The sequence below is a fragment of the Haemophilus sp. HN_Hi08 genome, from assembly GCF_049824455.1.
Classification (GTDB): Bacteria; Pseudomonadota; Gammaproteobacteria; order Enterobacterales; family Pasteurellaceae; genus Haemophilus; species Haemophilus influenzae_D.
Genome location: NZ_CP187493.1, coordinates 502922 through 520583, shown reverse-complemented (window position 1 = coordinate 520583; position 17662 = coordinate 502922). Strand labels below are relative to the sequence as shown.

Genomic DNA, 17662 nt, shown 5'->3' with positions numbered 1-17662 from the left:
TTTTCCCCCACGTTAAACGTTTGATTTTAAAATTATTTATTTTGTTCATCTTGCTCGTGATACACCAACGATACATTAATCACACCGTCGATATCTTTCACACTTTCCATTTTTTCAAGCAAGAGATGCTGATCGTGCGATTGCATTACCACCACAAATTTCCCAAGTTTTTCATCAAAAGTCGGAATTTCAGTATGCTCAATCGCTAAAAGTGCGGTTTGAATTGCTGATAATTTTTTTGGATTACCTTGCACGATCAATCCAACAACGTGCCAATCTCCCGCATTTTCTGATATTAAATTTGTATTATTCATTTTGTTTTAGATCGTTCATTGTTATTGCATTCACAGGGCAACCTTGCACACAAGCCCCACAGCCATTACAAGCATCGAAATTAACTAAAGGTTGTGCTACGCCACCCATTTGTAATTTGAAACGAATCGCATTAGCTGGACAATTATCTTGGCAAGTTCGGCATTCAATACGGTGTAAAGTTAAACAAGCTACGCCAATGTCGATTTTATGTGACCAAGGCAACTGCTCACGAGGATGAAAAATAGGCTGTTTACAAGCATCTGCACATTTTCCACAAAAAGTACATTCGCCATTATCAAAACGAACTTCAGGAAAGCCAGCATCGCCCTTTACCAAAATATTGGTTTCACAGACAGAAAGACAATCGCCACAGCGTGTACATTGCTCCACAAAAATAGAATTTTCCACAGACCAAGGCGGTCTAATACCCACAAAATTCTGTTTTTGATTATTTTCTAAACAGCTCAATGTTGAAAATCTACCGCGTAAAAATTGTCTGCGAGGTAAATTTTCAACGGTCATTGTCTTTAAAATATTTCTAAATGCTTCTGTAGAAGACGGATTATGTGTTTACGATAAATGAATGAAAACAACCCAAAATAGGTAGTTTGTCAATTATTTGAACTTTATTTGTTATAGATCAAAAAATCTAAGGTTTAATGAATTTTGCAAGGCATTAAAACAATACAGCATAGCGATTTATGCTATGCTGCTTTCAATTTAGATTATTCTGCTTTTGCTGGATATTCCCACCAAATGTCAAATAATTCACTTATTTCAATTTGTTGCAAACCATTTGTTTCTAACCATTTTTTCACAGTTTCACGATGGCTTTCATCGCATTTGCCAATTTTTTCTAGGCAAACTAAACCTTCCCAATGTAAATAACCGCTACCTTCGTAAGCTAGACCATTTGGTTGAATCACTTCGTTAATAAAACGATCAACGATTTCATCTACCGTTTCAATCGAAGTACCTTCTGCAAATTGGAAATTGACAAGAAAACCAAGCTCTTGAAATTCCGCAAGATGAAGTTTTTTGCGTTGGCGTTGATTGTAAGATTTAGACATTGTATTTCTCCTATTAAGGTTATATTCAAACGCGTATTTTATATTAAATTCATAAATTAGGTATTGGGTTTAGTTAAAATCCGCTTATTTCTTCACAAAGTATAAATGCTAAATATTGAGCCTAAATTTGTGGTCTTTAGCCTCAAAATTAGGCATTTCTTTTGTTATTTCGTGGGCTTACGCCCACCCTACGAGAAATATTATTATAGTTGTTTATGAAAATTTTGTGGTAGGGTGGGCGTAAGCCCACGCATTATTTAAAACCAGCTTATTTCTTCACAAAATATAAATCCCAAACACCGTGTCCAAGTCTGTGGCCTCTGGCTTCAAATTTAGTTAAAGGTCTAAAATCTGGTCTTGGAATATAATCGCCATTTTTCGAGGTATTCACTAAATCGGTATTCGTGCTTAATACTTCTAGCATTTGCTCTGCATAATTTTCCCAGTCTGTTGCCATATGGATAAAACCATTTCCACCTAATTTTTGTACAACTTGTGTCACAAAGTGCGGTTGAACAATACGACGTTTATGATGCTTTGCTTTATGCCAAGGATCGGGGAAAAATAATTGCAAACCGCCAAGTGCACCATCTGCAATACTGTCTCGTAAAATTTCCGTTGCATCGTGGCAAATCACGCGTAAATTCGTGACGCCTTTTTCCACTGCATAAGCAATACAAGCACCAACACCTGGAGTATGAACTTCAATGCCAAGGTAATTTTTGTCGGGATTAGAAAAAGCCATATCCACGAGCGATTTTCCCATTCCAAAGCCAATTTCTAATACAACTGGATTATCATTGCCATAAATCTTCGCAAAATCAAAAGGTTCCGTTTGATAATCTAAACCAAGTGTTCCCCAGTTATCATTCATCATATTTCTTTGAAATTCGCTCAAACGACCAGTGCGGAGAACAAAACTACGGACTTTGCGTTTATAGCGGCCATCTTCGGTAAATTCTGCGGTTTCAACGGTTTTACGTTTTTGATCAGCAAAAGTTTGTGTCATAAAAATCTTGTTCGTGAAAAAAATTGGCGGCGATTATACCAATTTTTCTCGTATAATAGGGCAAATTTTTTCCCAAGGTTGATTATGAAAATTGTCCGAGTGGCACTGGCTGTGCCGCTTCCTCGTTTATTTGATTATCTCGTCCCCGATGATGTTTCATTACAAATCGGTATGCGTGTTCTTGTGCCTTTTGGTACGCAAAAACGCATCGCCATTGTGGTTGATTTTCCGACAAAATCGGACGTGCCAGAGGATAAGCTCAAAGCCATTCTTCAACCATTAGATTTAGCACCGATCTTTACCCCTATTTATTGGAATTGGCTGCATTGGGCAGCAAATTATTATCAAGCAGGATTAGGCGATGTGTTATTTCAAGCCTTGCCTGTAAAATTACGTAACGGCGAAAGTGCGGTGAAAAATGACCGCACTTTTTGGCGAATTACAGATGCGGGGAAAAATGCCCTTGAACAAGGCGAATTAAAACGCTCGAAAAAGCAAGCTGAAGCCCTCCAATACTTATCTGAAACTGATCTTGAAAAAGGCAATAATAATTTTTCCTCTGCCATTTGGTCAGCCTTAAAAGCCAAAGGGTTCATTGAGGAAATGACTATCCAAACAAAGCCCCTAAGCTGGCAACAAAGCTTAGGCGATAACCCAATTGTCAATGCTGAAAATCGTTTAACCTTAAATAAGCAACAAGCCTTATCGTTTAGTCAATTGCGCTTTCATTCTGGTTTCAACGTATGGCTGCTCGATGGGGTGACAGGTTCAGGCAAAACAGAAATTTATCTGCAATATATTGAAGAAATTTTAAAATCGGGTAAACAAATATTGGTGCTTGTACCCGAAATCGGACTAACACCTCAAACGGTGCAACGTTTTAAAGCACGTTTTAATGTAGAAATTGATGTACTGCATTCTAATTTAACCGATACGCAACGGCTTTATGTATGGGATCGCGCCCGCTCTGGACAAAGTGCCATTGTGATTGGCACGAGATCGGCATTGTTCACGCAATTTTCTAATCTTGGTGCAATTATTTTGGACGAAGAACACGACTCGTCTTACAAACAGCAAGACAGTTGGCGTTACCATGCGCGAGACTTAGCGATTGTACTGGCTCAAAAACTAAATATTGCGGTATTAATGGGCTCCGCCACGCCAAGTTTAGAAAGTATTAATAATGTACAAAACGGCAAATACCAACATTTAGTTTTATCAAAAAGAGCGGGAAATTCTACCGCACTTCGTCATTTCGTTATTGATTTGAAAAATCAAAACATACAAAACGGGCTTTCAAAACCCTTATTGGAACGAATGAAAGCCCACCTTGAAAAAGGCAATCAAGTGTTGCTTTTCTTAAATCGTCGTGGCTTTGCGCCCGTATTGCTTTGCCACGAATGTGGTTGGATCGCCCAATGCCCTCATTGTGAAAAACCTTATACCTATCATCAACATCAAAATGTATTGCGTTGTCATCATTGTGGCACTCAGAAAACTATTCCTCGTCAATGTGGCGATTGCGGTTCTACCCATTTAGTCACCACAGGTCTCGGCACGGAACAATTAGAAGAAACCTTGAAAACGCTATTTCCTCATTATTCTGTAGCACGAATCGACCGCGATAGTACTTCGCGTAAAGGAAAATTGGAAGGTTATTTAGAAGATATTCAACAAGGCAAAAGCCAAATTTTGATTGGCACACAAATGCTTGCGAAAGGGCATCATTTTCCGAATGTTACCCTCGTTGCCTTAGTGAATGTAGATAGTGCATTATTTTCACTGGATTTTCGTGCAGAAGAACGTTTAGCTCAACTTTATATTCAAGTTGCTGGACGTGCTGGACGTGCCGATAAACAAGGCGAAGTCGTGCTACAAACACATTATCCCGATCATCCTTTGCTTACCACCTTATTGGCAAATGGTTATCAAGCTTTTGCCAAAGAAACCTTACAATTACGCCATTCAATGGGATTACCCCCTTTCACTTTTCAGGCGTTATTCAAAGCACAGGCTAGACATTCTGAGCTTGCAGAAAATTGCTTAAGCCAGATTGCAGATTTTTTTCAATCAAAGCAAATCGCGGGATTACAAATGCTTGGTCCAATGCCTGCACCGTTCAGCAAAAAAGCAGGGCAATATCGCTGGCAGTTATTATTGCAGCATCCGTCAAGAATGACGTTGCAAAAAGCATTGAGAGAATATCAACAAGCCGAACTTGAAAAAAACAGCCAAGTGCGGTTAATTTTGGACGTTGATCCGCAAGACTTATCATAAAAAATGCGGTGAAAATTCACCGCACTTTTATCTCTAAAATCTATTTGAAATCTTCGACATCCCCCAATAGACAGGCATATTTCGCTGTATTGGGACTGGACTCCAAGGCAATTTTTAATGCCATCGTCAAAGGAACAGACAGTAGCATTCCCACTGTTCCAAGTAACCATCCCCAAAACAATAATGAAAGGAACACCACTAAGGTTGAAAGCCCTAATCGTTGTCCCATCATTTTAGGCTCAATAATGTTACCGACAACCATATTGATCGCAATAACACCAATTGCCACGCCAAAGCCAATGCCAAAACCGTTCAGTAATAAGGCTTGCACAATAATCGGAATAGCTGCAATGATAGAACCTATATTGGGAATATAATTCAGCAAGAAACTCAAGGTTGCCCACAAAATGGCATATTGAACGCCACAGGCTTCCAACAAAATAAATACCCCAACACCAGTCAGTAAGCTCGTGATGCTTTTAATTCCAAGATAACCAATTACGCCTTGCAAAACTCGGTCAATATGACGTTCTTCTTTGACTGCATCATAATGTGTTGAGCTAATCACCATAGCAAATTTATGTTTCATCGTTGGCGCTTCAGCAAGCATAAAAATCACGACCAACACTAAAACAAACACATTACTCACCACACCAGAGAAATTCAGCAATACTCGGCTTACAAAATTCATAATGCTGCTTGGGTCAAAATTTTCTTGGATGGTTTCACGCGAAAGCGTGAAAGGCAGATTGAAACGTTGCGATAAAGCAGTCAAATCACTTATGCGTTGTGAAAGCAAAATTTTATATTGTGGAATAGATTGGGTAAATTCTCTTGCCGTGCTGTTAATCAACCCGACTAAGAAGAAAAACACCAAAGAAATCAAGACGAAAAGTAAAGTAATGGCTAACCAATGAGGGACTCGGCGTTGCGTCATCGCCTTAATCATCGGCGAACAAATTATCGCGATAAATAGCGATAGCAAGAATGGCACCACAATTTCTGCCGCCAATTTTACGCCAGCTAAGATAATAATTACCGCAGCAATGCCAAGCAAAGTGCGGTGTAAATTTAAATTATTTTGCACTAAATCGCATCCTCGTTTTCTTCGCTCGTGCGAATGCGGATCGCTCGCTCAACGTTATAAACAAAAATTTTGCCGTCGCCGATTTTGCCTGTTTGTGCCGTTTCAATAATGGCTTCAATACATTGATCCACAAGCTCATCAGGAACCACCACTTCCAATTTCACTTTCGGCAGAAAATCCACCATATATTCCGCACCACGATAAAGTTCTGTATGACCTTTTTGACGACCAAATCCACGTACTTCCGTGATTGTCATACCTGAAATACCAATATCTGAAAGACTTTCTCGCACATCATCTAATTTAAAGGGTTTGATCATTGCTTCGATTTTTTTCATGCTATTTCTCCAGATTTTCACGTCTTGCAGATTTAGGACGGAAACTTTCGATGATTTCAGGCTTGGTATCAATATATAAGCCGTTAATCAGTTGCAAACAATAAGGCACTGCGCTAAAAATGCCTTTTACAAGCACATTTCCTTCTTTATCTTTCACGCCCTCTAAGGTTTCTTTAATCGCTTTAGGCTGCCCAGGAAGATTTAAAATCAAGCTTTCCTTACGAACCACACCCACTTGGCGAGATAAAATTGCGGTAGGCACAAAATGCAAACTCACTTGACGCATTTGTTCGCCAAAACCTGGCATTTCTCGATCCGCTACCGCAAGGGTTGCATCAGGCGTTACATCGCGTTTTGCTGGCCCAGTTCCACCAGTTGTCAGCACTAAATGGCAACCTTGTTCATCCACCAGCTCTTTTAAGGTTTGTTCAATAATCGGTTGTTCATCAGGGATTAATCTTGTTTCTAAATGGAAAGGATCTACTAACGCTTGTTCTAACCAAGCCTGTAATTCTGGGATACCTTGATCTTGATACACGCCTGCTGATGCGCGATCAGAAACAGACACCAGACCAATTTTTAAAAGTGCGGTCATATTTTTCCTTATTTTTATAAATGATTTTGACGTGATTGGATAAATCAAAAATGCGGTAAAAACTTACCGCACTTTGGAAGGGCTAGAAGAATAAAATTCCGCCCCAAACGATACCGACAATACAAAGGGCAATAAATACCGATGCAGAACCTTGATCTTTCGCACGCCCTGAAAGTTCGTGGCGTTCTGTACCAATGCGATCAACAACTGCCTCTACCGCACTGTTTAAAAGTTCTAACGCCATCACAAGCAAAACAGAAGAAATCATCAATATAATTTCAATTTTTGTTTCGCCTAAAAAGAAAGTAAGAGGAATTAAAATGCAGGCTAAAAAACATTCGTGGCGAAAAGCCGTTTCATTTTTAAACGCACTTTTTAAGCCTTGTAATGAATATTTCGTGGAATTGATTAAATGGGTTAGCCCCGTCGTTTTATACATAAATTTTCCTATTTTTATAAACGCTTCGCTTCGATAACATCATCTAATTTTGCTAATCGAGCCAATATTTTACTTAAACTTTCGACATTATGGAGTTCAATTTCCATATCAATGGTAGCAAGCTGTTTTTTGGTATCAGCACGGCTTGAGACCCCTAACACGCTAATTTTTTCATTTGCCAGAACCGTCGTAATATCACGTAATAAGCCATTGCGATCGCCTGCCACAATACGGATATTAATATGGAAACCACTTGCGTAATTTTCGCCCCAAATTGATTCCACCACGCGTTCTGGATGAGCCGCTTGCAAATCTAAGAATTGTTCACAATCCGCTCGGTGAATAGAAATACCACGTCCCATTGTAATATAGCCAACAATCGCATCGCCTGGTATCGGCTGACAGCAACGCGCAATATGATGCATAAGATTGCCCACACCCTCCACAATTACATATCCATTGTTCTTTTCAGATTTCTGCTGAGAATTGACCGCACTTTTATTAGCAACATGACGCAAAATCTCTTGATCCGCTTCTTCAGCAGTCACTTTAATCAATTTACTTTGCAAGAAATGGATTAAGTTATTTAAACGAATATCGCCACTCCCAATACCTGCATAAAGATCGTCCAAATTTTTCAAGTTATAGCGTGGTAACGCATAAGGTTCCACTTGCTTAATACTTAAATTCAAAAGCGTGAGTTCATTATCGAGTAATTCTTTACCCGCTGGAATATTTTTATCGCGATCTTGTTTTTTAAACCACGCTTGAATTTTGGCTCGAGATTTTGACGTATGGGTAAATCCTAAATTTGGGTTTAGCCAGTCACGGCTCGGGTTCGGATTTTTCTGGGTAATAATATCAATTTGATCGCCCATTTGTAGCTGATAGGTAAATGGTACAATACGTCCAGCCACTTTTGCCCCGATGCAGCGATGACCAATTTCACTATGAATGGCATAAGCAAAATCTAATGGTGTAGATCCCGTTGGCAAATCCACCACTTCGCCCTTTGGCGTAAACACATATACACGGTCATCAAACACTTGGCTACGCAACTCTGACATCACTTCGCCAGAATCCGTAATATCATCTTGCCAAGCTAACAATTTACGCAACCACGCAATTTTTTCTTCATAGGCAGACATACTGCCTGTATTGCCTTCTTTATATTTCCAGTGTGCCGCCATACCTAACTCTGCATCATCATGCATTTGTTGGGTTCGAATTTGTACTTCAATTGGCTTGTCACCTTTACCTAAAACAACAGTATGAATAGATTGATAACCGTTCGGTTTCGGGTTAGCTACATAATCGTCAAATTCTTTGGGTAAGTGTTTAAATTGAGTATGAACAATCCCAAGTGCGGTGTAACAATCTTGTAATTTTTGCACGATAATTCTGACCGCTCTTACGTCATATAAACCGCTGAATTCAAGATGCTTTTTCTGCATTTTACGCCAAATGCTGTAAATATGTTTCGGACGACCATAGACTTCCACTTGCTCGATATTTTCACGTAAATAACCGCTCAACTCACTGACGAAATCAGCAATGTAATGTTCACGATCAAGACGACGTTCCTGTAATAATTTAGCAATAGCGCGATATTGTTCAGGATGAAGATAACGGAAGCAGTAATCCTCTAACTCCCATTTCAGCTGACCAATTCCAAGACGATTGGCAAGAGGGGCATAAATATAAGAACATTCTTTGACGGCAAGGACTTTGTCTTCCTCTGCACAACGATGCTCTGCATCACGCAAGAAAGTAATACGTTCGGCAAGTTTAATGATCACGCAGCGGAAATCGTCCACCATCGCCAACAACATACGGCGAACATTATCCACTTGTAACGCATTAGCGGAATGACTGGCATTAAGTTGGCGAATATTATCCATCTCCAACACGCCTTTAAGTAATTTAGTAATTTTCGCACCAAATTTTTCTTTTAGACTTTCCCAGTCTGTTAATTTATTTGCAACAATAGGAAACAACATGGCAGTAAGCAATGTTTCCGCATCCATATTAAGTTCGTGCAAAATTTCTACCATTTCCACGCCAGACTGCAGCATCAAGGTCGCATTCTTCATTTCATCGGGGTAGGCATTCATTAAATCACGTGCGTAATACCACGCATCGATCAAACTTTTTTCTGTTTGTTCTGCTAGTTTTAAGCCAGTGCACCATTGTTCAATCACAAAATCCTGCGGATTTAACAAATGAGAACCACGAACAGCAACCATAATACCCCCTTGTTGATGAAGAGCAAGCAACTTCCTGTCGCTTTTATTTTGGGTTGAGATTGTACCGAATAACCGAGTTATTTTGTAGTGAATAAGGTTATCGATTCCAAATGCCCCGTATGAGGGAACATATCTATCACCGCACTTTTTTCAATCTTGTAGCCAAAATCACATAAAATTTCCGCATCACGCACTAATGTTGCAGGATTACAAGATACATATAAAATTTTCTCTGCTTTCAGCTCGCACAACGCATTTAACGCGAAAGCTGCGCCACTGCGTGGAGGATCAAGCAAAATTTTATTGAACGACTGATTAGCCCAAGGTTGTTCAACAAAGGATTGGTCAAGATCCGCTTGGAAAAATTCAATATTTTTGATTTGGTTTCTCTCGGCATTTTGCGCCGCTTTTTGTACCATTTCAAAAACACCTTCAATTCCTACCGCACTTTTCACGCGTTTGGCGAGAGGAAGCGTAAAATTTCCCATGCCGCAAAATAAATCTAGCACGCAATCTTGTTGGCTCAATTCAAGCCAATCCAAGGCTGTATTGACCATAGGTTCATTTAATGCACTATTTACTTGAATAAAATCACGAATATCAAAATGTAATTTTATGCCATCAGAAAATTGATAATAAGGCGCATCGCCATAGATTTGTTCAATGCCTTCATCGCTTTGTAAAAACAGCATTAACTTTTCTTGTTCAGCAAATTTAAGCAATAAAGTGCGGTCAATTTCCGCAAGGTTTTTGGTGTAACGTAACAACATTGCGACGCCATTATCGGCAGCCACAAGTTCAATATGCCCAAGCTGTTTCGGTGCTGAAAATTTTTCTAAAAGTGCGGTTAATTTAGGCAGTAAATAATTAATTGCAGGTTCTGCTACTTCGCAAGATTGAACGGGTATTAAATCGTTGGTATTTTTCTGACGAAAGCCCATGTCGATTTGTTTTGTGCTTGGGTTAAACCATAAACTCAAACGCACACGACGACGATATGCCCAAGCATCGCCACAAATCATAGGTTGGAATGAAATAGGTTCTGACTGTAATTTACTTAATCGCTTAAACAATGCGGATTCTTTCGCTTTTCTCTGCATTTCAATGGGAATATGCTGCCCTTGGCAACCACCACAACGCATAAAATAAGCACATTTTGGTGCTAAACGTTCAGGGTTTTTTACTCGCCATTTTTTTGCAATGGCGTGTCCGTATTGACGTTTATCTTCCAAAATACGACATTCCACTTTTTCGTGCGGAAGCGCATTTTCAATAAACCAAGTTTTACCATTAATTTTCGCCACGCCTAAACCTTGATAATCTAAATCAAGAATATCCGCCGTAATGGTTTGAACATTTTTTGTTTTTTGCTTTGGGGTATAAAGAAGAACCATTATTTTAGAAGTAAAATATTTTGAGTGAATAATTCTCGGCTTTTTAATGGTTTATCGCCAAGATAAGGTTTCAGCGCAATACGAGTAAAACGTTTTGCCGCTTGACGTACCGCATCATCAGAAAAATCGAGGGCTTCAAAGGCTAACAAATCTCTGCCGCAAAAGGTGAGATTATCTTTCACTAAAGACGCGATGAAACCTTTTTCCTCACGATAACGATATGTCATTGTGCAATCGACAGGCTCGCCAGAACCTGCACAATGCAGAAAATCCACGCCGTAACCAAGAATTTGTAAAAGTTGAAATTCAAAAAGACGCAACGTTGGCTCAACGTTGCTTTCCGTTGCCAAGCCCGTTAAGCATTTTAAATAATGTTGAAATAGCGCAGGATTTGGCGTTTCAGACTCAATAACGCGAGTGAGTAATTCATTTACATAAAAGCCACTATAAAGGGCGATTTGTTGTAAAGGCAGTGTAATTGCGGCGGGTTCAGCTTTGGTAAGGGTTTTCAATGCGCTTTTTCCCGTCCAACGCAACAATAAAGGTGTGAAAGGTTGCAAGACCGACTTCCAAGATGAACGCTTTGCACGCGCCCCTTTTGCAATGACTGTTAAACGCCCACTTTCTTCAGTGAATAAATCCACCAATAAGCTCGTTTCACTATAAGGGCGGCGATGCAAAACAAAACCACGTTGAAGTTCGCTTTGCACGATTATTGTCCAGATAAGCGTTCACTTGTTTGTGACACACATTGCGCCGCTAAAATTTCGCCAAGATTTGTTTTTAGCGTACTAAAATCGTCACGCTCTTGCCACATCCAACGAATATTGGCGTAATTTTTACCACGTTCAGAAATCATTAAGGTGAGTTTTTCTGATACGCCTTGAAAAGTGACAGTGACATAATGCAAATTTTTTTTGTATTTTTTATGCGTAGCGTGTACAACACGAACAACTTTATCATCTTGACATAAATATCGGTCAGCTTCGCCTTTTTGTAAGGCTTTATCCACTTTTTCTACTTGCATTTTTTGCGCTTGGGGCGTTGTCACATTCGTATTTTGCGTACAGCCAGCCAGCAAAAGTGCGGTAAAAATAAGAGATGTTTTTTTCAACATAAATCCTACCTTGAGAAAAGAATTTAAAAAGAAAAAAGGCGATTACTCGCCCAAAAAATTATTTTTTATATTGATAAGAACCATCAGACTGACGAACAAAACGCGCACCATTGGATAAACGCATTTCATTTACTCGCCCTTGATTATTCACAGATACCGTTACTTTATCGCCAGATTTAAAGCTACTTAATACATTGCCCGCCCCTGCCGCTTTGCTCATTGCGTTTACATCGGAAATATTAAGTTGATTATCACGGAAGACTTGCATCAGTGAAACACCTTTAGGCACAGTTAATGTTTTTGCAGCAAGGCGAGAAGCTGTAGATTTACTCACAGGTTTTGCATCAACGATTTGAACTTTCTTTTCTTTTTTAACTTGAACAGGTTTGGCTTCAACAATCAGTGCTTTTCCTGCTGTTTTAGCGACGCTTTGTTCCATTGCTTTTGATGGAGCCTGTGCTTTCTCCGCCACTTTCACTTCTTTTTTCGCGGTATCTTTATGCTCAACTTGTGGCTCTACCGTTTTTTTCATCGGCTGAACAGGCACAGTTGGTTTTGAGTGTTCTGCTTGCGTTTGTGCAGGTTGCATTTGAGGCTGTTCCGCTTGAGCTGCTTGCATAGGCATAACAGATGCCGCAGCCATTTCATTTGGCATTTGATTTTGTGCAGGAGGATTATCTAAAATCGTGGTTTCCACTAGCTGACTTTGATCTAACGATTGAAACTGCACTGGAATTTCATTGCTGTTAGATTGAGTGAAAGACTCAACGGTGTCAGAACTTGGTTTTAATGCGAAGAAAATAATCAATAAAATAACCAATACAAAAATAGCCATAAACAAACGACGATGTTTTGCTGGCAATACTTGTAATACTTTCCATTTTTCTGGTTGGGCTAAAATAGGTTTTTCAGCCTTTTCGACGGTTTCATCCGCATTATTTTCAGCACTGATTTCTTCATCAACCGCAGAAATATTTTCTTCTGTGGAATTTGTTTGAAGAACAGGCTCTTGTTCCGTTCTCAATGTTTCGCTAGAAATAAAAGGTATGCTTTCTTGAGCAGGAGTATGCCCAAAAGTGGGTTCTTTACGTTGCTGAAAGTTAGTTTGCACGTGATTTTTTTTGGTAAACAACCCTTTTGCTTTACCTAAAATTGATGAACTTGGCTGAATTGTTTTCTTTGGTGTAATCGGCTCCGCTTGATTAAGCCCTAAATCTAATTCATTTTGGGATGATTGTACATTTTTATCCATAGAATTCACTGGATTGCCCCTGATGCTTGTTCTTATTCATATTAATTAGCCACAAAATTGATAAACCTAAAAGTGCGGCGAGAAAATTAGGCGTATTTTATCGGATCTTATTCTGCGTATAAAGTCTTATTTGGCTCGCCCGCAATTTCTCGTGCAAGTTTAGGAACAAGATAGCCAGAAGTCAGAGATTGCAAGGTTTTATAGATTTGCATAGCTTCAATATCGCTAATCAGAAAATGGCTCGCCCCTTGCACTTTATCTAGCAAATGCAAGTAATAAGGCAAAATTCCTGTTTGAAAAAGTTTATCGCTCAATATTTTTAGAATTTGCGCATCATCATTCACGCTTCTTAGCAAAACAGATTGATTCAAAAGCGTGACATTCACGGCATTTAATTTTTGCATCGCATTAGTAAAAACTTGATCAATTTCATTTGGATGATTAATGTGTGTCACCATAACTTTCTGCAAAGGAGTTTCTGCTAGTAAAGTGCAAAATTCATCAGTAATTCGTTGCGGAATGACAACAGGCAAACGGGTGTGAATACGCAAACGTTGTAAGTGCGGTATGTTTTCCAAATGTTTTATTAGCCACGCTAATTCGTGATCTTTCGCCATTAAAGGATCGCCACCAGAAAAAATCACTTCTTCAATTTCAGAATGCGCTGCAATGTAATCTAATGCCAGCTGCCAGCTTTTTTTATTTCCTGGATTTTCATCGTAAGGAAAATGTCGGCGAAAACAATAACGACAATTCACTGCACAACCGCCTTTTGCCATAAAAAGTAGGCGATTTCTATATTTATGAAGAATATTCGGCACCGCATTGGCATTTTTTTCTTCTAATGGATCTGTACTAAATCCTTCCGCTTGTACAAACTCTAAATCAGAACACATCACTTGCAAGAAAAGCGGATCTTGCGGATTGCCTTTTTCCATTTTATCAATGAAAGGTTGTGGCACGCGAAGGGGAAAAAGTTTCCGCGCAGCAATGGATTGCTCAAAATCATCTTCTGGTAAATTTAAGGCTTTTAGCAACAATTTAGGATCTGAAATGGCATTTTTTAGAATTGTGAGCCAATTTTGTTCTTCTCTAATGACGGGTTCTTGGGTTAAAATACGCACTTTTCAAACCATCTCTCATTTTTAGGATATTTCAAATATGGCCACATATACTACCAGTGATTTCAAACCGGGTCTAAAATTTATGCAAGACGGCGAGCCTTGTGTAATCGTTGAAAATGAATTTGTAAAACCAGGTAAAGGTCAAGCATTCACTCGTACTCGTATTCGTAAATTAATTTCAGGCAAAGTATTAGACGTAAACTTTAAATCTGGCACCTCAGTTGAAGCGGCTGATGTTATGGATCTTAACTTAACTTATTCATACAAAGACGATGCGTTTTGGTACTTCATGCACCCAGAAACATTTGAACAGTACTCTGCAGATGCAAAAGCTGTAGGCGATGCAGAAAAATGGTTATTAGACCAAGCAGATTGTATCGTGACTTTATGGAACGGCGCACCAATTACTGTTACTCCACCAAACTTTGTTGAATTAGAAATCGTCGATACAGACCCAGGCTTAAAAGGCGATACCGCAGGTACTGGCGGTAAACCAGCAACATTAAGCACTGGCGCAGTAGTAAAAGTTCCTCTTTTCGTTCAAATCGGCGAAGTTATCAGAGTTGATACCCGCTCTGGCGAATACGTCTCTCGCGTAAAATAATCATTTAGATAAAAAAGTGCGGTTAATTTCTGCGATATATTATGTTGCAGTAATAAAAAGCACTGAAATTCATTTGGTAAAAATGCCTTTTCGTTCATAAATGGGAAAGGCATTTTTTATAAATTTAGTTTTTCTAAAAAATCATAAACCAAAGCAAATAAAATTCAGCCTTGTTTTATTTTTCATTACAGTATAGAATTTTTCCCACTTTTAGTCGGGGTGCCGAAAGGCTGAGATGATACCCGTGAACCTGAAACAGTTAGCACTGACGTAGGAAACTAATATGCCAATAAATCCATTTTCTTTTCATTCCATTTCTTATCCTTTCCTTTTTATTACGCATTCCCTTTAATCATTGAGGCGAGCGATGGTGCGTATTCAAGATTTGAGTCTTGCCTTTAATGGGCAAACGTTATTTGAGCATCTTAATTTAACCCTGTTGCCGAACGAATGGGTAAGCTTGTTGGGCAGTTCAGGCGTGGGGAAATCGACACTTTTGCGACTACTGTCGGGCATTGAAACGCAAGGCGTGGTGCAGGGAAAAATCCTATTTGAACCGAAAATTCGCATTGCGTGGATGCCTCAAAAAGAGACGCTTTATCCGTGGCTATCAATTGTCGATAACGTACAATTGCAAGCGGTCTTATTTGGACGAAAATCTGCAAAAACCACTGAAAAAGCTAAAATGTTGCTTGAAAAAGTGGGAATGGCAGCACATTGGCACAAGCCTTGTTCGCAACTTTCAGGCGGGCAAAAACAGCGGGTTGCCTTGGCACGCACCTTAATGCAAGAGGTAGATTTGATTTTGCTAGATGAGCCTTTTTCCGCTCTTGATGCCATCAGTCGCCATCAACTTCAAGGTTTAGCCTTTGAACTGCTCGAAGATAAATCAGTGCTGCTCGTGACCCACGATCCGCAAGAGGCGTTGCGACTAAGCCATCGAATTTTTGTGTTGCGTTCGCCTGAGACTCATCAAACAGCATTGTCGGAGGTAATTCTTCCCGAAGGGAACGCTCCGCGTGAGTTGCATCAAGCCAATTTATGGGCGTTGCAGCAGCAATTATTGAGAGAATTAGGGGGCGAACAATGAAAATTCGCCTACTTAAACCGCTTTTAATTGTAGGCATGTTGTTGATGCTCTGGCAAATGGTTGCAACCTTGGGCAGCTTTCCACACTACATTTTTCCCTCACCGCAAGCTGTAGGGCAGCAGTTGTTCACACACGCTGAGCTGCTTTGGCAGCATACGCAAGTCACGTTGTTAGAAATCTGCTTAGGACTGTTGTTAGGCTTTCTGTTTGGGTTGATTTCGGCGTTGTTGCTCTCATTTTCTCGTCAAATTTCTGCCGTGTTATTGCCGATTTTGGTCATTTCGCAAGCGATTCCTGTGTTTGCTATCGCACCGTTGTTGGTGTTGTGGTTTGGCTATGGAATGGCATCCAAAATTGTGATGTCGGTGCTGATTATCTACTTCCCCGTCACGGCAGCTTGTTATGATGGACTACGCAACGCCCCGCAAGCGTGGCTCGATCTGGCGAAAACCTTTAACATTTCCCCCTTGCGTTTATTACTTAAAGTGCGATTACCTGCGGCTTTACCTGCTTTTGCTTCGGGCTTGCGAATTGCGGTTTCGGTTGCCCCGATTGGTGCGGTGGTAGGCGAATGGGTAGGTTCGTCTGAAGGGTTGGGGTATTTGATGATTCACGCCAATGCCCGAATGCAAGTCGATTTAATGTTTGCTGCCTTACTGATTTTAGTGTCAATTTCACTCTGTTTATATTTCAGTATTGATAGGCTATTACACCGTTTTATTTGGTCTGTTTAACTTTTCATTAAAGGAGAAAAAAATGAAGACAATCATCCGTTATTTCAGCTTTGTAATGGGGCTAATGCTCACGCTTCCTAGCTTGGCAAAGGAGAAAATCAGCATAATGCTAGATTGGTATGTAAACCCCGATCACGCTGCCATTATTGTGGCTCAACAAAAAGGCTTTTTTGAAAAAAATAACCTTGAGGTTGAAATTATCGAACCTGCTGATCCCGCATTACCGCCGAAATTAGCGGCGGCAGGAAAAGTTGATTTAGCCGTGAGTTATCAACCTCAGCTTTATCAACAAGTGGCAGAAGGCTTACCTTTAGTGCGAGTGGGTTCACTGATTTCAAATCCATTAAATAGCGTAGTGGTACTAAAAAAGAGCAATTTGAAAAGCCTTGCTGATTTAAAAGGTAAAAAAGTGGGGTATTCTGTCAGCGGTTTTGAAGATAGATTGCTTGATACAATGCTTCATTCTATTGGTTTAAGCAATAAAGATGTGGAATTAGTGAATGTAAATTGGTCGCTTTCGCCCTCTCTTTTAACTGGACAAGTGGATGCTGTGATTGGTGCATTTCGTAATTTTGAACTCAATCAGCTTGCTTTAGAAAAGCAAGAAGGTATCGCATTCTTCCCTGAACAATATGGCGTGCCTGCTTATGATGAATTGATTTTAGTTACCAATAAAAACAGCATAACAGATAAAAAAACATCTGCATTTTTAACCGCACTTGAACAAGCCACCGACTATCTGCAAGCTCACCCCAATGAAGCGTGGCAAGCCTTTGTAAGCTATAAACCGAACGAACTCAACACGCCATTAAACCAACTAGCGTGGAAAGACACGCTCCCCTTCTTAGCCAATAAACCTCGCCAATTAGACGTTAAACGTTATCAACAAATGGCAGAATTTATGCAACAAAAAGGCTTAATTCCAAAAGCCTTAGCGTTGAAAGAATATGCGGTAGAAATTAAATAAGGAA

General features: G+C 39.7%; 19 protein-coding genes and 1 riboswitch. Of the genes, 5 read left to right on the top strand and 14 right to left on the bottom strand.

The features are described 5' to 3' along the window. Positions 1-32 precede the first annotated feature (32 nt). The 4 genes from ACPT8O_RS02610 to trmB all read right to left on the bottom strand — a co-directional run bounded on the left by ACPT8O_RS02610 (position 33) and on the right by trmB (position 2394). Positions 33-314: a chaperone NapD gene (locus ACPT8O_RS02610; protein WP_005686781.1), complete on the bottom strand. Its 282-nt coding sequence runs from the start codon at positions 312-314 to the stop codon at positions 33-35. Continuing rightward, the gene (napF, locus tag ACPT8O_RS02605; protein WP_021034427.1) at positions 307-837 is read right to left on the bottom strand and encodes a ferredoxin-type protein NapF; all 531 of its coding nucleotides are present in this window, start codon (positions 835-837) and stop codon (positions 307-309) included. Before napF ends, ACPT8O_RS02610 begins: the two co-directional genes overlap by 8 nt. Before the next feature lie 203 nt (positions 838-1040). Continuing rightward, positions 1041-1385 carry a YggL family protein gene (locus ACPT8O_RS02600; RefSeq protein ID WP_021034428.1) on the bottom strand — a complete coding sequence of 115 codons (345 nt, stop codon included), beginning with the start codon at positions 1383-1385 and terminating at the stop codon, positions 1041-1043. A 268-nt stretch (positions 1386-1653) separates the two neighbouring features. Next, positions 1654-2394, bottom strand: coding sequence for a tRNA (guanosine(46)-N7)-methyltransferase TrmB (gene trmB, locus ACPT8O_RS02595; protein ID WP_021034429.1), 741 nt, complete (start codon positions 2392-2394; stop codon positions 1654-1656). 84 nt (positions 2395-2478) lie between these two features. Between trmB and priA the strand changes: the two genes are divergently transcribed. Next, entirely contained in the window at positions 2479-4671 is a 2193-nt protein-coding gene (gene priA / locus ACPT8O_RS02590) for a primosomal protein N' (RefSeq protein ID WP_021034430.1), read from the top strand. 40 nt (positions 4672-4711) lie between these two features. On the opposite strand, the gene ACPT8O_RS02585 is transcribed toward priA, so the two are convergent. From ACPT8O_RS02585 to epmB, 10 genes are all read right to left on the bottom strand, one after another. Further along, positions 4712-5758, bottom strand: a complete 1047-nt coding sequence (locus ACPT8O_RS02585; RefSeq protein ID WP_054249422.1) for an AI-2E family transporter — start codon at positions 5756-5758, stop codon at positions 4712-4714. Further along, positions 5758-6096: a nitrogen regulatory protein P-II gene (glnB, locus tag ACPT8O_RS02580; RefSeq protein ID WP_021034432.1), complete on the bottom strand. Its 339-nt coding sequence runs from the start codon at positions 6094-6096 to the stop codon at positions 5758-5760. The genes ACPT8O_RS02585 and glnB overlap by 1 nt, the downstream gene beginning before the upstream one ends. Position 6097: 1 nt before the next feature. Next, positions 6098-6691 (bottom strand): molybdopterin adenylyltransferase, encoded by a 594-nt coding sequence (gene mog, locus ACPT8O_RS02575; protein ID WP_005654048.1) that lies wholly within the window; start codon positions 6689-6691, stop codon positions 6098-6100. Between the two features lie 82 nt (positions 6692-6773). Continuing rightward, the gene (locus tag ACPT8O_RS02570; RefSeq protein WP_005632174.1) at positions 6774-7130 is read right to left on the bottom strand and encodes a diacylglycerol kinase; all 357 of its coding nucleotides are present in this window, start codon (positions 7128-7130) and stop codon (positions 6774-6776) included. Positions 7131-7144: 14 nt separating this feature from the next. Next, entirely contained in the window at positions 7145-9376 is a 2232-nt protein-coding gene (relA, locus tag ACPT8O_RS02565) for a GTP diphosphokinase (protein ID WP_041175243.1), read from the bottom strand. A gap of 77 nt (positions 9377-9453) precedes the next feature. Then, positions 9454-10770, bottom strand: coding sequence for a 23S rRNA (uracil(1939)-C(5))-methyltransferase RlmD (rlmD, locus tag ACPT8O_RS02560; protein WP_021034434.1), 1317 nt, complete (start codon positions 10768-10770; stop codon positions 9454-9456). Next, positions 10770-11480, bottom strand: a complete 711-nt coding sequence (gene recO, locus ACPT8O_RS02555) for a DNA repair protein RecO (RefSeq protein WP_021034435.1) — start codon at positions 11478-11480, stop codon at positions 10770-10772. The genes rlmD and recO overlap by 1 nt, the downstream gene beginning before the upstream one ends. Before the next feature lie 2 nt (positions 11481-11482). Further along, complete coding sequence (locus ACPT8O_RS02550; RefSeq protein WP_021034436.1) at positions 11483-11887, bottom strand: MliC family protein; 405 nt, start codon at positions 11885-11887, stop codon at positions 11483-11485. A 58-nt stretch (positions 11888-11945) separates the two neighbouring features. After that, on the bottom strand, positions 11946-13148 hold the full coding sequence (locus tag ACPT8O_RS02545) for a LysM-like peptidoglycan-binding domain-containing protein (RefSeq protein ID WP_080228088.1): 1203 nt from the start codon (positions 13146-13148) through the stop codon (positions 11946-11948). 98 nt (positions 13149-13246) lie between these two features. Continuing rightward, positions 13247-14263 carry an EF-P beta-lysylation protein EpmB gene (epmB, locus tag ACPT8O_RS02540; RefSeq protein ID WP_021034438.1) on the bottom strand — a complete coding sequence of 339 codons (1017 nt, stop codon included), beginning with the start codon at positions 14261-14263 and terminating at the stop codon, positions 13247-13249. Positions 14264-14300: 37 nt separating this feature from the next. On the opposite strand from epmB, the gene efp reads away from it, so the two are divergent. The 4 genes from efp (at position 14301) to ACPT8O_RS02520 (ending at position 17658) form a co-directional block, all read left to right on the top strand. Next, positions 14301-14867 (top strand): elongation factor P, encoded by a 567-nt coding sequence (efp, locus tag ACPT8O_RS02535; protein ID WP_005544066.1) that lies wholly within the window; start codon positions 14301-14303, stop codon positions 14865-14867. Between the two features lie 205 nt (positions 14868-15072). Then, positions 15073-15161, top strand: a riboswitch (TPP riboswitch). 73 nt (positions 15162-15234) lie between these two features. Then, a complete protein-coding gene (locus ACPT8O_RS02530) occupies positions 15235-15957 on the top strand; it encodes an ABC transporter ATP-binding protein (RefSeq protein ID WP_021034439.1) in 723 nt (240 codons plus the stop codon). Further along, positions 15954-16691: an ABC transporter permease gene (locus ACPT8O_RS02525; RefSeq protein WP_021034440.1), complete on the top strand. Its 738-nt coding sequence runs from the start codon at positions 15954-15956 to the stop codon at positions 16689-16691. The genes ACPT8O_RS02530 and ACPT8O_RS02525 overlap by 4 nt, the downstream gene beginning before the upstream one ends. A gap of 22 nt (positions 16692-16713) precedes the next feature. Next, positions 16714-17658 (top strand): ABC transporter substrate-binding protein, encoded by a 945-nt coding sequence (locus tag ACPT8O_RS02520; RefSeq protein ID WP_041175244.1) that lies wholly within the window; start codon positions 16714-16716, stop codon positions 17656-17658. Positions 17659-17662 lie beyond the last annotated feature (4 nt).

Coding starts and splice junctions, on each gene's coding strand:
- ACPT8O_RS02610 (WP_005686781.1), bottom strand. CDS start 314: ATGAATAATACAAATTTAATATCAGAAAATGCGGGAGATTGGCACGTT.
- napF (WP_021034427.1), bottom strand. CDS start 837: ATGACCGTTGAAAATTTACCTCGCAGACAATTTTTACGCGGTAGATTT.
- ACPT8O_RS02600 (WP_021034428.1), bottom strand. CDS start 1,385: ATGTCTAAATCTTACAATCAACGCCAACGCAAAAAACTTCATCTTGCG.
- trmB (WP_021034429.1), bottom strand. CDS start 2,394: ATGACACAAACTTTTGCTGATCAAAAACGTAAAACCGTTGAAACCGCA.
- priA (WP_021034430.1), top strand. CDS start 2,479: ATGAAAATTGTCCGAGTGGCACTGGCTGTGCCGCTTCCTCGTTTATTT.
- glnB (WP_021034432.1), bottom strand. CDS start 6,096: ATGAAAAAAATCGAAGCAATGATCAAACCCTTTAAATTAGATGATGTG.
- mog (WP_005654048.1), bottom strand. CDS start 6,691: ATGACCGCACTTTTAAAAATTGGTCTGGTGTCTGTTTCTGATCGCGCA.
- ACPT8O_RS02570 (WP_005632174.1), bottom strand. CDS start 7,130: ATGTATAAAACGACGGGGCTAACCCATTTAATCAATTCCACGAAATAT.
- relA (WP_041175243.1), bottom strand. CDS start 9,376: ATGGTTGCTGTTCGTGGTTCTCATTTGTTAAATCCGCAGGATTTTGTG.
- rlmD (WP_021034434.1), bottom strand. CDS start 10,770: ATGGTTCTTCTTTATACCCCAAAGCAAAAAACAAAAAATGTTCAAACC.
- ACPT8O_RS02550 (WP_021034436.1), bottom strand. CDS start 11,887: ATGTTGAAAAAAACATCTCTTATTTTTACCGCACTTTTGCTGGCTGGC.
- efp (WP_005544066.1), top strand. CDS start 14,301: ATGGCCACATATACTACCAGTGATTTCAAACCGGGTCTAAAATTTATG.
- ACPT8O_RS02530 (WP_021034439.1), top strand. CDS start 15,235: ATGGTGCGTATTCAAGATTTGAGTCTTGCCTTTAATGGGCAAACGTTA.
- ACPT8O_RS02525 (WP_021034440.1), top strand. CDS start 15,954: ATGAAAATTCGCCTACTTAAACCGCTTTTAATTGTAGGCATGTTGTTG.
- ACPT8O_RS02520 (WP_041175244.1), top strand. CDS start 16,714: ATGAAGACAATCATCCGTTATTTCAGCTTTGTAATGGGGCTAATGCTC.